Origin of the sequence: Cyanobium sp. Candia 9D4, from assembly GCF_024346155.1 — a bacterium.
GTDB lineage: Bacteria > Cyanobacteriota > Cyanobacteriia > PCC-6307 > Cyanobiaceae > Cyanobium > Cyanobium minutissimum.
In genome coordinates this window covers 745,404-761,022 of record NZ_JAGQCK010000001.1, presented here as the reverse complement: position 1 = coordinate 761,022, position 15,619 = coordinate 745,404, and the positions used below count along the sequence as shown (strand labels likewise).

Annotated in this window: 17 protein-coding genes and 1 other RNA gene; 11 read left to right on the top strand and 7 right to left on the bottom strand. The window is 71.5% G+C overall.

Annotated features, from left to right (window positions below):
- Positions 1–6 precede the first annotated feature (6 nt).
- From KBZ08_RS03795 to KBZ08_RS03785, 3 genes are all read left to right on the top strand, one after another.
- On the top strand, positions 7–882 hold the full coding sequence (locus KBZ08_RS03795; RefSeq protein WP_106220069.1) for a TIGR04168 family protein: 876 nt from the start codon (positions 7–9) through the stop codon (positions 880–882).
- Positions 876–1,976 (top strand): hypothetical protein, encoded by a 1,101-nt coding sequence (locus tag KBZ08_RS03790; RefSeq protein WP_254971440.1) that lies wholly within the window; start codon positions 876–878, stop codon positions 1,974–1,976. The genes KBZ08_RS03795 and KBZ08_RS03790 overlap by 7 nt, the downstream gene beginning before the upstream one ends.
- 300 nt (positions 1,977–2,276) lie before the next feature.
- Positions 2,277–3,023, top strand: coding sequence for a glycoside hydrolase family 104 protein (locus tag KBZ08_RS03785; protein WP_254971438.1), 747 nt, complete (start codon positions 2,277–2,279; stop codon positions 3,021–3,023).
- Between the two features lie 2 nt (positions 3,024–3,025).
- Here KBZ08_RS03785 and KBZ08_RS03780 read toward each other — a convergent pair whose 3' ends face one another.
- A complete protein-coding gene (locus KBZ08_RS03780; RefSeq protein WP_254971437.1) occupies positions 3,026–3,889 on the bottom strand; it encodes a TPM domain-containing protein in 864 nt (287 codons plus the stop codon).
- Between the two features lie 82 nt (positions 3,890–3,971).
- Here KBZ08_RS03780 and KBZ08_RS03775 point away from each other — a divergent pair, with 82 nt between their 5' ends.
- Positions 3,972–5,150 (top strand): SAM-dependent methyltransferase, encoded by a 1,179-nt coding sequence (locus tag KBZ08_RS03775; protein WP_254971435.1) that lies wholly within the window; start codon positions 3,972–3,974, stop codon positions 5,148–5,150.
- Positions 5,151–5,214: 64 nt separating this feature from the next.
- Here KBZ08_RS03775 and KBZ08_RS03770 read toward each other — a convergent pair whose 3' ends face one another.
- From KBZ08_RS03770 to recQ, 3 genes are all read right to left on the bottom strand, one after another.
- The gene (locus KBZ08_RS03770) at positions 5,215–6,312 is read right to left on the bottom strand and encodes a DUF4912 domain-containing protein (RefSeq protein WP_254971433.1); all 1,098 of its coding nucleotides are present in this window, start codon (positions 6,310–6,312) and stop codon (positions 5,215–5,217) included.
- 138 nt (positions 6,313–6,450) lie between these two features.
- A complete protein-coding gene (gene aroB / locus KBZ08_RS03765) occupies positions 6,451–7,590 on the bottom strand; it encodes a 3-dehydroquinate synthase (protein ID WP_254971432.1) in 1,140 nt (379 codons plus the stop codon).
- 27 nt (positions 7,591–7,617) lie between these two features.
- Positions 7,618–9,447: a DNA helicase RecQ gene (recQ, locus tag KBZ08_RS03760; RefSeq protein WP_254971431.1), complete on the bottom strand. Its 1,830-nt coding sequence runs from the start codon at positions 9,445–9,447 to the stop codon at positions 7,618–7,620.
- An 82-nt stretch (positions 9,448–9,529) separates the two neighbouring features.
- Between recQ and KBZ08_RS03755 the strand changes: the two genes are divergently transcribed.
- The 4 genes from KBZ08_RS03755 (at position 9,530) to KBZ08_RS03740 (ending at position 12,490) form a co-directional block, all read left to right on the top strand.
- A complete protein-coding gene (locus KBZ08_RS03755) occupies positions 9,530–10,426 on the top strand; it encodes a carbohydrate ABC transporter permease (RefSeq protein WP_106220061.1) in 897 nt (298 codons plus the stop codon).
- A gap of 52 nt (positions 10,427–10,478) precedes the next feature.
- The gene (locus KBZ08_RS03750) at positions 10,479–11,801 is read left to right on the top strand and encodes a 5-(carboxyamino)imidazole ribonucleotide synthase (RefSeq protein WP_106220060.1); all 1,323 of its coding nucleotides are present in this window, start codon (positions 10,479–10,481) and stop codon (positions 11,799–11,801) included.
- A 6-nt stretch (positions 11,802–11,807) separates the two neighbouring features.
- A non-coding RNA gene (gene ssrS, locus KBZ08_RS03745) (6S RNA) lies at positions 11,808–11,990 on the top strand.
- A 59-nt stretch (positions 11,991–12,049) separates the two neighbouring features.
- On the top strand, positions 12,050–12,490 hold the full coding sequence (locus KBZ08_RS03740; RefSeq protein ID WP_254971429.1) for a hypothetical protein: 441 nt from the start codon (positions 12,050–12,052) through the stop codon (positions 12,488–12,490).
- Here KBZ08_RS03740 and KBZ08_RS03735 read toward each other — a convergent pair.
- On the bottom strand, positions 12,444–12,719 hold the full coding sequence (locus KBZ08_RS03735; protein ID WP_106220058.1) for a DUF2103 domain-containing protein: 276 nt from the start codon (positions 12,717–12,719) through the stop codon (positions 12,444–12,446). The genes KBZ08_RS03740 and KBZ08_RS03735 overlap by 47 nt on opposite strands.
- A gap of 9 nt (positions 12,720–12,728) precedes the next feature.
- Entirely contained in the window at positions 12,729–13,022 is a 294-nt protein-coding gene (clpS, locus tag KBZ08_RS03730; RefSeq protein WP_106220057.1) for an ATP-dependent Clp protease adapter ClpS, read from the bottom strand.
- 63 nt (positions 13,023–13,085) lie between these two features.
- Here clpS and petN point away from each other — a divergent pair, with 63 nt between their 5' ends.
- The 3 genes from petN (at position 13,086) to KBZ08_RS03715 (ending at position 14,911) form a co-directional block, all read left to right on the top strand.
- Positions 13,086–13,187 carry a cytochrome b6-f complex subunit PetN gene (gene petN / locus KBZ08_RS03725; protein WP_015108283.1) on the top strand — a complete coding sequence of 34 codons (102 nt, stop codon included), beginning with the start codon at positions 13,086–13,088 and terminating at the stop codon, positions 13,185–13,187.
- Positions 13,165–13,329: a hypothetical protein gene (locus KBZ08_RS03720; protein ID WP_015108282.1), complete on the top strand. Its 165-nt coding sequence runs from the start codon at positions 13,165–13,167 to the stop codon at positions 13,327–13,329. Before petN ends, KBZ08_RS03720 begins: the two co-directional genes overlap by 23 nt.
- 193 nt (positions 13,330–13,522) lie before the next feature.
- Positions 13,523–14,911 carry a hypothetical protein gene (locus KBZ08_RS03715; RefSeq protein ID WP_254971426.1) on the top strand — a complete coding sequence of 463 codons (1,389 nt, stop codon included), beginning with the start codon at positions 13,523–13,525 and terminating at the stop codon, positions 14,909–14,911.
- On the opposite strand, the gene psb29 is transcribed toward KBZ08_RS03715, so the two are convergent.
- Positions 14,874–15,569 (bottom strand): photosystem II biogenesis protein Psp29, encoded by a 696-nt coding sequence (gene psb29, locus KBZ08_RS03710; protein WP_106220055.1) that lies wholly within the window; start codon positions 15,567–15,569, stop codon positions 14,874–14,876. The genes KBZ08_RS03715 and psb29 overlap by 38 nt on opposite strands.
- Positions 15,570–15,619 lie beyond the last annotated feature (50 nt).

Genomic DNA, 15,619 nt, shown 5'->3' with positions numbered 1-15,619 from the left:
TCGGTATTGGCTGAGCTGAACATCGCCATCGCGGGGGATCTGCACGACCAGTGGGATCGCAGTGACCACGACGTGCTGGAACGGATCCGTCCGGATGCCCTGCTGCTGGTGGGCGACCTGAGCGACGGCAAGTGCCGCATCCCCGAACTGCTCGCCACCCTGGAGCTGCCGATCGCCTGCGTTCTGGGCAACCACGATGCCGGCAAGGACGGCAGCGGCCGCACCCTGCGCCGCCAGCTGGAGCTGCTCGGTGAGCGGCACTGCGGCTGGGGTCTGAGGGAGCTGCGTCCCCCCGGGCTGGCGGTGGTGGGCGCCCGTCCTGGCACCGCCGGCGGTGGCTTCCACCTCTCCAAGGCGGTGCGATCGGTCTACGGGCCAGTGGGCCTGCAGGAGTCCGCCGAGCGCATCAGCCGGGCGGCCCTGGCCGCCGATCCCCAGCTGCCGCTGATCCTGCTGGCCCATTCCGGCCCCAGCGGCCTGGGCACCCAGGTGGACGACCCCTGCGGCCGCGACTGGAAGGCCCCCGCCTGCGACTGGGGGGATCAGGATCTGGCCCTGGCGGTGGATCAGATCCGCCGCCGCCGCCCCCTGCCCCTGGTGGTGTTCGGCCACATGCACCACGCCCTCTGCCATCACCAGGGGGAACGGCTGAGCTTCCGCCGCGACGCCCAGGGCACCGCCTTCCTGAACACCGCCTGCGTCCCCCGCCATGGCGTGGACCAGCGGGGCCGCGCCCTGCGCCACTTCAGCTGGGTCGTCTTCTCCGATGGCGATCTGCGCCACATCAGCCACCGCTGGTACGGCATCGACGGCGCCCTCCATTACGAGCAGACCCTCTGGACGGCGGCCCTGCCGGCCGCGGGAGTGCTCAGCCCTTGCTGATCTGCGCCTGCGTCAGCAGCCATGGCTTCGGCCATGGATCCCGAACGGCCTCGGTGCTCTGCGAACTCGCCGCCCTCAGGCCCGACTGGCGGCTGGTGATCTCCACCGGCTTGCCGCCGGCCTTCCTGGAGCTCTCCTTCGGGCCGGTGCCCTTCGAGGTGCGTCCCTGCCGCTGGGATGTGGGGGTGGTCCAGGCCGATGCCCTCGGAGCCGATGCCGGCGCCACCCTGACGGCCCTCGAGCGGCTGAAGGAGGAGCTGCCGGCGCTGGTGGAACGGGAGGCCCGCTGGCTGGAGGCCCAGCGGCAGCCGGTTCTGGTGCTGGGGGACGTGCCGCCGGCGGCGGCCCTGCTGGCCCGCCGTCTGCAGGTGCCGCTCGTGTGGCTCGCCAGCTTCGGCTGGGATGCGATCCACGCCCCCATGGGACCGGCCTTCCGGCCCTGGGTGGAGCGGCACCGCCGGCTCTACGGCCAGGGGGATCTGCTGCTCCATTGCCCCCTGGCCCTGCCGATGGACTGGGGGGTGCCGGAGGTGCGGCTGGGCCTGACCAGCTCCCGGCCCCGGCTCGACCCGGCGCGGCTGGCCCGGGAGCTGGCCCTGCCGGCGGAGCGGGAGCGGGTGGTGCTGGTCAGCTTCGGCGGCCTCGGCATGGCGATCGACCCGGCGCTGCTGGCCCGCTGGCCCGAGCACGTCTTCATCGGGCCGGAGCCCCTGCTGGCCACGGTGCCCAATGGCCGCTGCCTGCCGCCGGGGGTGCGCCCCCTCGACCTGATGCCCTTGGCCGGACGGCTGATCACCAAGCCCGGCTACAGCAGCTTCTGCGAGGCCTTCAGCCAGGCGGTGGGTATCCATCTGGTGCACCGCAGCGGATTCGCCGAAGCCCCGGTGCTGGAGGAGGACCTGCGCAACCACGGCTGGCATCGACTGCTGAGCCAGGAGGCCTTCCGGCGTGGCGACTGGGAGCTGGATCTGCCCCTGCTCCCCCCCCGGCACGGCCCGCTGGCGGTCGATGGGGCCTCCACCGCCGCGGAGACGCTCGTGTCCTGGCTGGAGGGACGATCAGCACTGCCTATGGGGCAGGGCTTCGGGATTTGATCATCTGTTCATCGAATCCGGGAGAAATCAGTCCCTGGCTGTAACCGGAATGCAAAACGTCATTCTTGATACCGGTAGACAGTTATTCGACCGTCACAAATAAGGAATCGATTCTGCTGATTCATCGGCAAATTACCGCCAACTCCCGGCGTCATGGATTCACTTTCACTGTCCCGGGATCACTGGTTCTTCCTGTTGTCGTTCTCCAGAAGACCTGGTCTCACCAAGCACATCAAGCCGGTTTGACTCTGTTGTCCCTGCAACAGGTCTCTGCCCACTTGTCCTTCCCGACCTCTTCTCTTGCCGAACCTTCAGCGCACCCCCCTGCTTCTTGCCCTCGCCGGACTGGGTCTGAGCCTGGCCGGGCCAGTCAGAGCCGCCGAGGGCTCCCAGGGCTGGGGGGCCAGCAGCGTCGCCCCCGCCGGCCCCACCCGCATGGCGATGCTCTCGCCGCTGCCGGCCGCGCCCCGGGTCTTCGCCATCACCCCCGAGCGGCGCGCCCTGCTCAACACCATCCGCTACGCCGAGGGAACCTGGGCCAACGGCCATGAGATCGGCTATCGGATCCTGTTCGGCGGCAGCCTGTTCGACTCCCTCGAGCGCCATCCCAACCGCGTCATGCGCACGGCCCGCTACGCCAGTGCGGCCGCCGGGGCCTACCAGTTCATGCCTTTCACCTGGGACATGGTCACCCGCGCTCTCGGGGTCTCCGATTTCGGCCCCGAATCCCAGGACCAGGCCGCCCTGTTCCTGGTCCAGCGTCGCGGTGCCCTGCATCTGGCCGACCGTGGCGAGCTGACCCCCGATCTGGCCGCCCGGCTGGCCCCCGAGTGGGCCTCGTTCCCCACCCTGGCCGGCCGCAGCTTCTACGGCCAGCCCGTCAAGCGTCTGAACGACCTGCGCCGCTTCTACGAGCAGAACCTGGCCCAGCTGCGCAGGGAGGAGGCCGCCGTCTGGGAAGACGTGGCCATCCGCCAGGTGCCGCCGGCCTGCAATGACGCCAGCCTCTCCTGTCAGCTGGAGCGCGTCAGCACCCCGGCGCCCTGAGCTCAGCTCTCCCCCTTGCCCTCCAGTCGCACACCGCCGAGCGTCTTCTGGGCGATGAGATAGGCCAGCACCGCCGCTCCCAGGAAGCCCAGAACGTTGCGCAGCAGCGGCAGCACGTCGTGGGTGCGGGTGATGATCGGCCCCATTCCCAGGGCGACGAACAGGATCACCCACAGGGGTGAGAGCAGCAGCACCCAGGTCCACTCCACCCGACGACCCTCCTGGCGCGGGAAGGCGGCGAACCCGACGATCAGTCCCCCCAGGATCGAGGTGCACAGGGTCAGGATCCACTGCTCCTGGGGCAGCCCGGGCACCACCTGGCAGCCGCCGATCGCCAGGCAGCCCTTCACCGCATGGATGGCCGAGAGGATCGAACCGTCCTCGCCGTGGTCGCGCACGTAGAACTGGTTGCCGTAGCGGGTCTGGAGCTCCACCCAGAAGGTGCGGGGCATCAGGGCGAACAGGGCCTCGCCCACGTTGAAGTTCAGCAGGTTGCCGCCGCGGGGATCGGCCACCAGCAGCAGACTGCGCTCATCGAGGTCCCAGAAGCCCTTGACCGCCAGGCCGGGCGTGCGCTCGTACTGGGTCAGTACCCGCAGCTTCCAGCCGCTGCTGGCTTCGAAATCCTCCAGTTCACTCTCCAGGGCCCCCCGTTCGCCGTCGGTGAGGGCCTTGGCCAGGTCGATCACCGGGGTGGGGTGATCGGGCAGCAGCTGGGGGTTGTCCGCCGCCAGGGCCGGGCCGACGGTGCCCGGCAGCACCCAGGTGACGAGCACGAGGCAGAGCGTGGCCAGGAGCGCCCCCAGCCGCCGCCCCAGGTCGCTGCGCCGCTGCGGCCCATCCCGGTGCGGTTGTCGAGCCGCCATCGCTGTCGGTGCCGTCGCTGCCGCCATCGCCATCGTTCCGTCATCCATCGGTCAGCATTCTCACCGAGTCGTCCCACGCCGCGTGATCCCTCCCTCCCCCGGCTCCCCGGCGGTTCCGGCCTGGCTGGCCCAGCGACTGCGGGCGGCGGGGGGCTCGGTGCCGTTCCTCGACTACATGGACTGGGCCCTGCACGACCCGGACCATGGGGCCTACGGCAGCGGCCGGCTCCAGATCGGCCCCGGTGGTGACTTCGCCACGGCCCCCTCCCTGGGCGAAGAGTTCGCCCGCCTGCTGGCCCCCCAGGTGGCCCAGTGGCTGGCCCTGCTCCCCGCTGACGCACCCCTGGCCCTGGTGGAGACCGGCCCGGGGGAGGGGCAGCTGGCCCGGCAGCTGGCCGAAGCGCTCCACACCGGCTGGCCCTCCCTGGCCGGGCGCACCGAGCTGGTGCTCGTCGAGCCCAATGCCGGCATGGCCGAGCGGCAGCGCCGGCGGCTCGCCAGTTGCCCCCTGCCCGTGCGCTGGGCCGACCTCCGGACCCTGGCGGACGTCCCGCTGCGGGGGGTGGTGCTGGCCCACGAGGTGCTTGACGCCCTGGCCGTGGAGCGGTTCGAGCGGCGGGGTGAGCGCTGGTGCCGCCAGCGGGTCGTGCTGGAGAACGACGGGCTTCGGCTGGAGGCCGGTGAACCCCTGTCCGGGGCGATGCTGGCGTCGCTGGCCGATCTGGGACTGCTGCCCCTCGATGAACGCCGTCCCGAGGGCTGGTGCAGCGAGCTCCACCCCGGTCTGGCCCCCTGGCTGGCTGCCTGCGCCGCAGCCCTCGACCAGGGCTGGTTGCTGGTGATCGACTACGCCCATGAAGCCCGCCGCTACTACGCGCCCCAGCGCAGCAACGGCACCCTGATGGCCTACCGCCGCCAGCGGGCCAGCGACGACCCGCTTCGCGAGCCGGGCCAGTGGGACCTCACCGCCCACCTCTGCCTGGAGAGCCTGGACATCGCCGCCCGGGCCGGTGGCTGGCAGCCCCAGGGCGTCTGCCGCCAGGGCGAGGCCCTCCTGGCCCTCGGCCTGGCCCAGCGTCTGCATGGCCTGCAGCGGCAGAGCGGCACGCCGCTGGCGGAGCTGCTTCAGCGCAGGGAAACCCTGCTGCGGCTGGTGGATCCGGCGGGGCTCGGTGAGTTCCGCTGGATCGCCCTGCGCCGTGACGGTGAACCGGCGACCCCGGGAAGGGAACCCCTGTTCCTGAGTCCCCCTTCGGCCTGATCCCGGCGCTCAGCCCTTCGGCTCAAGCCCCCGGTTCACCTGCGAACTCCTTGCCATCCCCTGCTCAGAACCACTCCGACTGGGCTTCCTCGCGGGGATTGACGTTGGCGTGGGGGGTGGTGCGGCGGAACTCCATGGTGATGCTGCGCTTCTGTTCCCCATCGGCCGCCAGCGCCTCGATCGGGTAGAGCTGCTGACCGTCCCGAAAGGGCACCTGCAGGCGGAACGTGCCATCGGCGGAGAGGGGAACGTCCTCACCGCCGATGCTGAGCCGTGCCGAGGGGTCGGTGGCTCCATAGACAATCAGCTCAGCATCGGCCACCAGCCAGAAGGAACGTTGCCGGGGCGCAACCCCACCGATGCCGGAACCACTGCGGCCGGAGGCCCAGGGACCGGCGCCGGAGTCGGACAGGGCACCGCCCGCACCGTGCAGGCCGGCGGCGGAATCGATCTCGTGGAAGGCCTCGGAGCCGCGGCCCAGACGCCGCCAGGGGCTGGTGGCGCTCTGGTAGAGCCGTTCGTGCAGATCGTTGACGATCTCGCGGGCCGGGGCGGCTCCCGGTGCCGGGTCAGCGGCGGGAGGCATGGAGAAGGCCACGAAGGGATCGGGCGTGGTCAGGGCCGGACCATCCAGCTCCGGGACATGGGCGGTGGCGGAGAAGGCCAGGGAGATCCAGCCGCCGCTGCCGCCCTTGCGGAAGCCCAGCTCCACCCGGTAATCGCGGCCGGACAGGGGCACCGGCAGGTACCACTCACTGGCCTGGCTGTCGACCACCACCTCCTGGAGGGTGTGGGGGTGGGTGGACCCCCCATCGAGCCCGGTGACGTCGGCCACCCGCAGACACAGCTGGGTGGCTCCCTCCGCCTGGGCCCGCTTCCGGTCGCCCGGTTCGATGAACCAGCGCACCTGGGACCACTGGGGATCGCGGGGCACGAAGGCCACCCAGCTGGCCCCGCGGCCGGGCTCCTGGGGCGCCTCCGGAGGGGGCGAGAACGCCGGTGTGGGCTCCACGGCAGACGGCGAAACCTCCTCCGCCGGGGCGGAGGGATCGGGCTGGGCGGTCTGCTCCGACCCCCCGAGCCCGACGGTTCTGGCCAGGGCACCGAGTCGTCTCAGGGGCTGGCTCAGGATGTCTTTGAACCGGCTGGGACGAAGGCTCATGGGCCGTGTTGAAGAAAACCTTGCGGTGATGGTCTCCGATCCGAGGGGTCCGCGCCTTCCCTGTCAGCGAAAGACCACCTTTGAGCCCCTCTCCCCGGCGCCCTGGCCCGCAGGAGGGGGCCGCAGCGGGCCCCTGTGTCAGGGGGCGCCGATCGAAGTGGCGACCGCCAGGGTGGCCCGGATCGTGGCGGGATCGACGTCATCCCGGATCGTGACCGATCCCACACCGGTGGGCAGGACGAAACGCACCTTCCCCTGGCGCACCTTCTTGTCGGCCTGCAGGGAAGCCAGCACCGCCTCGGGATCCAGGGCCGGCCAGTCCATGGGCAGACCGGCGGCGGCGATCAGACGTCGCTGGCGGTCCTGATCGGCCTGGCTCCAGAGCCCCATGGCCACAGCGATGTCACCGGCCGCCAGCATGCCCAGGCCCACGGCCTCGCCGTGCAGCCAGGTGCCGTAGCCGCTGAGGTTCTCCACCGCATGCCCCAGGGTGTGTCCGTAATTGAGGATCGCCCGCAAACCCCCTTCCCGTTCGTCGGCCGCCACGACGCGGGCCTTGGCGGCGGCGGAACGTTCCAGCAGCCGCTGCAGCAGCACCGGGCCGAGGGCGTCCCGGCTGGCCAGGCCCCCGCTGGGATGCCGCTCGGCGGCCGCCTCCAGATCCCGGAACAGGATCCCATCGCCGATGACGGCGTACTTGATCACCTCCGCCATGCCGGCCCGGAACTCCCGTTCCGGAAGGGTCGCCAGCACCAGGGGATCGATCAGTACCAGCTTCGGCTGGTGGAAGGCGCCGATCAGGTTCTTGCCGCCGGGATGGTTCACGCCGGTCTTGCCGCCGATGGCCGCATCCACCATCGCCAGCAGGGTGGTGGGCACCTGCACCACGGCGATGCCCCGCAGCCAGGTGGCGGCGGCGAAGCCGGCCATGTCCCCCACCACACCGCCGCCGAGGGCGACGATCAGGGAGCTCCGCTCCAGGCGGTGGGCGAAGGCGGCGTCGTGGATGGCCGCCACCGTGGCGGGGGTCTTCTGTTCCTCACCGGCCTCGATCACCAGCGTCCGCACCACGAAGCCGGAGGCCTCCAGGCTCTGCAGCGCCCGGGCCCCGTGGAACGCGTCCACATCGGGATTCGTCACCATCAGCACCCGGGTGCCGCTCTGGATTCCCCGTTCGAGCAGGAACGAACCGAGGCCCCCGAGCAGGCCCTCACCGATCAGGATCGGGTAGGGATCGGCAGCGAGGGACACCGTGATGGTGCGGTACTCCTGCGGCACGGAGGAAGGGGCGAGGGTGGACCGAGGCTAGGCCTGGGGGGAGAGGCGGCGGACCACCTCCAGCACCGCCTCCCCGTAGCTGGCGAGCTTGGCGGTGCCGATGCCGGTGAGGCCGGCGAGTTCGTCGAGGCCGGTGGGACGGCGTTCGGCGATTGCCACCAGGGTGCGGTCATGAAAGACCACATAGGGGGGCAGGCGCTGCTGCCGGGCCTGCTCCAGCCGCCAGGCTTTCAGGGCCGCCAGGAGGTCCGGATCGGCGGACTCCGCGCCGGCCGCGGGCGTTGTGGCTCCCCCGGAGGCGCGCCCACGTCGCTCCCGGGCCGGCGGCGGCAGCCGGATCTCGAGGCGGGACTCCCCCCGCAGCAGTGGCCGCACCAGCGCCTCGGGGCCGAACTCCAGGCCGCCATGGCCATCGGCGGCCGCCACCAGGTACCCCCTGGCGGTGAGCTGGCGGAACAGGCTGCGCCACTGCAGCCGGTCCAGTTCCCTGCCGATCCCGTACACCCCCAGTTGGTCATGGCCGAGGCTGCGGACCCGGGCGGTGTCCCCCCCCAGCAGCACGTCCACCAGGTGGGCGGCCCCGAAGCGGCCGCCGGTGCGGTAGACGGCCGAGAGGGCCTTGCGGGCCGGTTCGGTCACGTCCACCCCCTGGTTCGGCTCCAGGCAGACGTCGCAGTTGCCGCAGTCGGAGCTGCCCGTCTCGCCCAGATAGTCGAGCAGGATCCGGCGGCGGCAGCCGGAGGTCTCGGCGAAACCGATCAGGGAATCGAGCCGGCCATGCTCGATGCGCTTCTGGGCCGGCGCGGCGTCGGACTCCTCGATGAAGCGGCGCAGCGGTGGCACGTCGGCGGCTCCATGCACCATCCAGGCAATGGCCGGCAGCCCATCGCGGCCCGCTCGGCCCGTCTCCTGGTAGTAGGCCTCCAGGCTCTTGGGCAGGTCCACGTGGGCCACGAAGCGCACGTCCGGCTTGTCGATGCCCATGCCGAAGGCGATGGTGGCCACCACGATCACGCCGCTGCCGTGGCGGAAGCGCTCCAGGGCTGCACCGCGTGTGTCCGCCGCCAGGCCGGCGTGGTATGGCAGGGCGTCATGCCCGTCGGCCTTGATCAGTGCGGCGAACTCCTCCACCCGCTTGCGGGAGCGGGCGTAGACGATGCCGGCATGGCCCCGCTGGCTGGCGAGGAACTCCAGCAGCTGGCGCTTCGGATCGCTCTTGTCCCGCAGCAGATAGCGGATGTTCGGCCGATCGAAGCTGGCGGTGAACACCGCCGCCTGCTCCAGGCCCAGGCGCGCCACGATCTCGGAGCGGGTGCGGGGATCGGCGGTGGCGGTGAGGGCGATGCGGGGAACGGCCCTGAAGCGCTCCGCGAGCACCGCCAGCTGCAGGTACTCGGGACGGAAATCGTGGCCCCACTGGGAGACGCAGTGGGCTTCATCAATGGCGAACAGGGCCAGGGGCAGGTCGGCGAGCCGCTCGATGAGGTCACCGTTCAGCAGCCGCTCCGGCGACACGTACAGCAGGTCCAGACCCCCGGCCTGCAGCTCCCGCCAGGTGGCGGCGGCCGAGGCGCCGCTCTCGGCCGAATGCAGGGCGGCCGCCCGCACGCCGGCCTGGCGGAGGGCACTCACCTGATCCTGCATCAGGGCGATCAGAGGCGACACCACCACCGCCGTGCCCGGCCGGCAGTGGGCCGGGATCTGATAGCAGAGCGACTTGCCGCCACCGGTGGGCATCAGCACCATGGCCGACCCCCCCGCGCAGACGTGCTCGACGATGGCGGCCTGGGGGCCGCGGAAGGCGTCGTAGCCGAAGACCTCCCGCAGCACCTGCTTGGGCGTCGGCGTTGGGGTCATGGGGAAAGGGGTGGGGCGGCACCAAGGGGGCTCCTGCCTCGGCTCCGATTGTGCATCGCCCCGGCTCCGGCAGGATGTCCCCATGGCTCCACCCACCCCCGCCGCACCGGCAGCCACCCGCTCCGCCTGGGCGTTCCTGACCCCCGCCCTGGTGCTGCTCGCCGTGTCGGTGCTGATTCCGGCGGCGATGGCCCTGGTGATCAGCTTCACCCGCACCGGGCTGGATGTGGGCGAGCCACTCACTTTCGTGGGCCTGGCCAACTTCCGCCGCCTGCTGGCCGACCCGATGCTGCTGCGGGTCACGGGCACCACCTTTCTCTATCTGGTGGGGGTGGTGCCGCCGATCGTGCTCGGATCCCTGGCCCTGGCGGTGCTGGTCAACCGCCAGCTGCCGGGGATCCACTGGTTCCGCGGTGCCTTCTACACCCCGGTGCTGGTGTCGCTGGTGGTGGCGGCGATCGCCTTCCGCTGGCTCTACGCCGAGAACGGCCTGGTCAACGGCTGGCTCGGCGCCCTGCTGGGGGACCGCTTCTCGCCGATCGGCTTCCTCACCTCCACCGGTCTGGCCCTGCCCTCGGTGATGCTCGTGACCCTCTGGAAGGGCCTCGGCTACTACATGGTGATCTTCGTGGCCGGCCTGCAGGGGATCTCCGCCGATCTCTACGAGGCGGCGGCCCTCGATGGCAGCGAGGGATGGCGCCGCCATCTGGACATCACCCTGCCCCTGCTGAGGCCCTACATCACGCTGGTGGCGGTGATCTCGGCGATCGGGGCCACCAAAGTGTTTGAGGAGGTCTACCTGATGACCCAGGGGGGCCCGGCGGACAGCACCCGCACGATTGTGTATTACGTGTACGACCAGGCCTTTTCCGAGCTGGAGATCAGCTATGCCTGCACGGTGGGTCTGGCCCTGTTCCTGATCGTGCTGCTGCTCAGCCTGCTGCGCTACGCCTTCGCCGCCGACAACCCGCTCCAGTGATCCCCGCCGGGCCCCTGCCGGTGATGTCACCGTCGGGGCCCTCGACCCCCTGATGGCAGGCTGGTTTCCGCTTCGAGCCACCAAAGCCAGGGTGAAGATCATCGCGGACCCCCTTCCCCAGGCCACGCCGGCACCGCTCGACGCCATCGGCATCGTCGGCGGTGGCCAGCTGGCCTGGATGCTGGCCGAGGCGGCCCGGGACCTCGGTGTCGCCGTGCACGTGCAGACGCCCGGTGCCGGGGATCCGGCCACCCGTGCCGCCGCCAGCGTGGTGCTGGCGCCGGTCGATGACGTCAACGCCACCCGGGAGCTGGCCGGTCGCTGCGGCGCCATCAGTTTCGAGAACGAGTGGATCCCCCTCGAGGCCCTGCGGGCCCTGGAGGGGCCGGGGCTGCAATTCCTGCCGGGTCTCGATGCCCTCCAGCCCCTGGTCAGCAAGGCGGGCCAGCGGCGGCTGCTCGGTGACCTGCATCTGCCCGCCCCCCGCTGGTGTCCCCTGGCCGATGTGCTGCAGCCGGAGCCTGCCCTGCCCCCGGGCGGGGAGGGGGCGGGGCTCCCGCCGGCGGGCCCACCGCGCCCCCTGCAGACGCCGGCGGTGCCGCGCCTCCCCGAGGGCTTCCGCTTTCCCCTGATGGCCAAGGCCAGCCGCGGCGGCTACGACGGCCGGGGGACGGTGCCGGTGCCCGATCTGGGGGCGCTGGAGCAGCTGCTGGATCGCGTCGAGCCGGACGACTGGATCCTTGAGGAGCTGGTGGCCTTCGAGCGCGAACTGGCCCTCGTGGCCTGCCGCGACCGACAGGGGCAGGTGGCCTGTTACCCCCTGGTGCAGACCCACCAGCACAGCCGTGTCTGCGACTGGGTGCTCTTCCCCGCTCCGGTGGACCACCGGGTGGAGGTGTTCGCCCGCAACGTGGCCGCCTCCCTGCTCACGGCCCTGGATTACGTGGGGGTGCTGTCGATCGAGTTCTTCTACGGGCCCTCGGGGCTCCAGGTCAACGAGCTGGCCCCCCGCACCCACAACTCCGGCCATCTGACGATCGAGGCCTGCCGCACCAGCCAGTTCGCCCAGCAGGTGCGGATCGTCGCCGGTCTGCCGATGGGGGCCACCGAGGCCGTGGTGCCCGGGGCGCTGATGGTCAACCTGTTGGCGCCGGAGGACGGTGATGACGACCAGCTGGCGCGGCGCCGGGCACTGGAGGCCCTCCCGGACGCCCACCTGCACTGGTATGGCAAGCGGGGCGGAGGGGTGGGACGCAAGCTGGGCCACCTCACCCTGCTTCTGCAGGGCCGCACCGCAGAGGAGCGGGAACTGGAACGCCAGCGGCTGCTGGCCGAGGTGCGGGCCATCTGGCCGCTCCCCCACCAACCCGCCTAGGATGCTGGCGGACTGCTGTGTTGGTGACTGCCTTTCACAGTTTTCTGATCTGACTCCCTTTCGACACGGGGAGTCTTCAGCGACGGCAACGTAGACCGGCTTCATTGCCGGAAACGAAGCCCCGCCCCTGACTCCCCTTCTGGTTCATCCAGGTCGAACACTGGGGCAAGACGGCACGGCGGTCCACCCCTTTTCCCCATTCCGATCGCGCCCGGGCCGGCATGCTGGGGGCAGGTCGCCCCGCCGCCGTGAACAGCGAGCCTTCGAGCTTTCAGCAGGCCTTCGAGCGCCTGCTCGCCCGTGCCCCGGGTCCGGTGTTCCCCCGGGCCCGGGCGCTGTACCTGCAGAAGTACCCCCTGGAAGGGGAGGCGGCGGGCGCCTTCCGCACCTTCCTGCTGGAGGAGGAGATCCAGGAAAGTCCCGCCGGCGCCCTGCGGATCCGGGCCCTTGCCCTGGCGATCGTGGCCTGGGGCCAGCCCCGTTTCGATAGGGCTGCTGCTGCGGCCTACCTGGAGCGCCGCTGGGGACTGCGCCCCGGCGATCTGCAGGAGGTGCCCGGGGCGAGCTGGTTCCGCGACAGCGGCGCCTACGGCCGCTTCGGCACCCCGGCCGTCTACGAGCGGGTGGCCCCCACCAGCCTGCTCAGCTCGTCAGCCGATCCAGTTCCTCCTGCAGCTGATCCCGGCTGAGGCGGGTGACCACGAACACCTCCTGGGCCGTGCTGCCGCGGCGGGCCAGCAGCTTGTGGCCGCCGGTGATCGGGCTCGACACCCGCAGCCGCAGGCCGACGCTGCGGCCCCTGACCCGGGTGATCACCGCCGGGGTGATCGTGTCGATGTCCGGCAGGGTCGCCAGCCGCCTGAGCAACGGGATCAGGCCCTCCACGTAGGTGCTGTGGGTGATCACCAGCCGGGCCATGGGTGCTGCTCAGCCGTGGCCCAGGGGAGCCATGGTCAGACCTTCGGCGGAGAGCAGCTGGTGGTACAGCTCCCCCTGCTCGAGCGGTCCGCTCCAGACCACCGCCGATCCCTCGCCATCGATGCGGTGGGCCAGTTCCCAGGCCCGGTCGGGCTGCATGCCGGGCAGATGGCGCACGAGCACCGCGACCACGTGCTGGAACGTGTTGACGTCGTCGTCGAGGACGATCACGTTGACGCTGGGATAGTGCGCGGACCGGCGCTGGGCGATCGGGGCGGGACTTCTGGAGGGGGCGACGACCATGGGCCTGCAGCGGCTGCCGGTCCCCAGCGTAGGTAACATGCGCGGAGTCTTGAACCGGGCCCGATGTTGATCACCCTTGGTTGGTCCGCCCTGGCGGCCATCTTCACCTTCTCGATCGCCATGGTGGTGTGGGGCCGCAACGGTGACAACAGCATCGGTTTCTGATCTGGCCTTCCCCACCACCACCCTGCTGGCGGGCCTGGCCTCCGCCCTGCTGCTCTTCGTGAGTGTGGGTGTGATCTATCTCTCCACCGTCGAATGGCGCGACAAGCGCCGACGGCGCTCCAGCGAAGGCCGCAACCGCTGATGGTCAACCCTTGACCAGCCCTGGCGCGAGGGGGCCGAAAGGCCTCTTTGGGTGAGCGCTCCGCTGCTGGTCGCCTGGCCATCGCCCCCCTGCGCAGACGCCCGCTTTCGCCAGGGTCACCACCGATGAAGGAGCGGCCCCGGGGCCGGCCGCGACGTCCCACCCTCCCTGGCCCCAACCCGCCGGCGATTCCATGAGCCGCCCGATCGATCGTCTGCGCCGCTCGCTGGTGGCGCCGGCCCTGCCCCGGCTACCCGGGCCGCCTCCCCTGCCGCTCACCACGGTCACCCTGCTGCTGTTGCTGCTGCTGCCGAGCCTGGCCCTGTGGCGCTGGCCCCGGCCCCGCGCCCAGGGACTTGAGCAGCTGATGGCGGTGAGCAGCCTGCTGCAGAGTTTCCCCGCCAGCCCGGAGCGGCCGGTTCCGGCCCTCTGGCGAGACCGCCTCGGCGAGGCCGCGGGCCGCCGGCTGTGGCGCGAGCAGCGTCGCACCTGGTGGCAGTTCTGGGGACCTCACACCGACGGGGGCGCCTACCTGGTGCTGCAGGAGAACGCCGCCGGCGGGGCCCGGCCGCCCCTGCCGGCCCAGGGCCTGCGGGTGGGGAACCTGCTTGTGGTGGCACCGGATCCCCTCTCCCGGCGCCTGCTGCAGGACCAGCTGCGGCCCGACCAGCGGGCCGGCCGCGGACTGTTCAGCACCTGCCTGCCCCGCCTGGAAAGTGGCCAGGGCGTCTTCTGGAACGCCTCCGGACTCGGGGCCCTGGTGGGGCCCCTTGCTCCCCTGCTGGAGGCCTACCAGGAGGGTTGCTTCTCCCTGTCCCTGGAGGGTTCGGAGGTGCGCTGGCGCGGCGAAGCCTCCGATCGCCCCGCCTCCACCGGCCCGGCGGGCCGCCTGAGGATCCCGGACCTGCCGCCGTCCGCCCGGCCGCCCCTGCCCGCCGACCTGCTGCTGGAGCTGCAGGGCTCCTCCCTCGAGCAGCTGTTCCGGGGACTTCTGGCCCGCCAGCTGATCCGCGATCCCCTGGCGGCCCGCTACGGCATCGACACCAAGGGTCTCGCCCTGCTGCGGCGTTCCCCGTTCCGGCTGCGGCTCCAGCCCCAGCTCACCGGTGCCTTCCAGGCCTCGCTCGAGCTCCAGGTGGCGGTGGGGGCCGACCGCCAGGGCTGGCGCCAGCTGCTGCAGGGTCTGGCCCGGGCCCTGCAGGCCCAGGGGCTGGAGGCGGGCCCCACCGCGGCCGCATCCCAGGCGGGTGCCGCCACCTGGAGCCGGCAGGACGGCGTGGTGCTGGGGGGATGGCGCTGGATCGGCGAGGGGGGACCCGCACCCCAGCTGCTGCTGTTCCTCGGTCCGGTGCCCGGCCGCTGGCAAGCCATGACCACCACAGGGACGGGCGCCCCGGCCAGCGGTGAGCTGTGGTTGCGGGTCCGGCCAAGGGGGCTGGACCAGCTGGGCCTGCTCCCCGAACCCCTGCCGGAGCTGGTGCGACGGGCCGATCAGCTGTGGATGGAGTCCCTTCCCGGCACAACGGCTAACGGAGCCGACGGGCTCAGCTGGCTGAAGGGACGCCTTCAGGTGAGCCGCTGACGGCCTGGCGCTCGCGCCGCCGACGCTCGGCGGCCACCGTCTCCTCCATGAGCTCGACGGCCATGGACATCTTCTCCAGGTTGCTGGCGTAGAGGGCGAGGTCCTTGTCGAGACGGTCGCGCAGCAGGCCCATCGACGCGCCGATGTCGTGGGCCAGCTGGCGCAGGGCCTGGGGTTCCATGGCGTCGTCGGCCAGGGCCTGCTCCAGCAGGGCGAGCAGGCCGACGGCCATCAGACGCGAGTAGTGGAAGTCGGGCCGGCGGATGCCGGCCAGGGCGGTGGCCACCGGCGGCGGGGCCCCCGCCCCCTGGCTCTCGATCCACTGGCGCACCTCGGCCTGGCTGTGGCGTCCCATGGCGGCCAGGGCTTCCTCGCACTGGCGGCGCAGGTCGGGGCCATCGAAGCCGGAGGAGGCGCAGAGGGCCTGGAAGAGGGGGGCCTTCTGGGCTTCGGGACGGTAGCCCCGGGCAAAGCCATCGAACACCTGCACCAGTCCGACGGCGAACAGGGGATCACTCTGGAAGCCCTTCTGACGGCTCAGCAGGTGGAGCTCCACCAGCAGTTCGTCGACCATGCGCCGGTAGAGGGGACTGATGACATGGGGGAAGGCGCCGTGGAAGGCGCGCTTGCTGTCGGCGACGGTGAGAGCAGCGCTCACGCGGATGGATTCTTCGTTGCAGCGACCTTAGCGCTGCAGGCACTCGACCC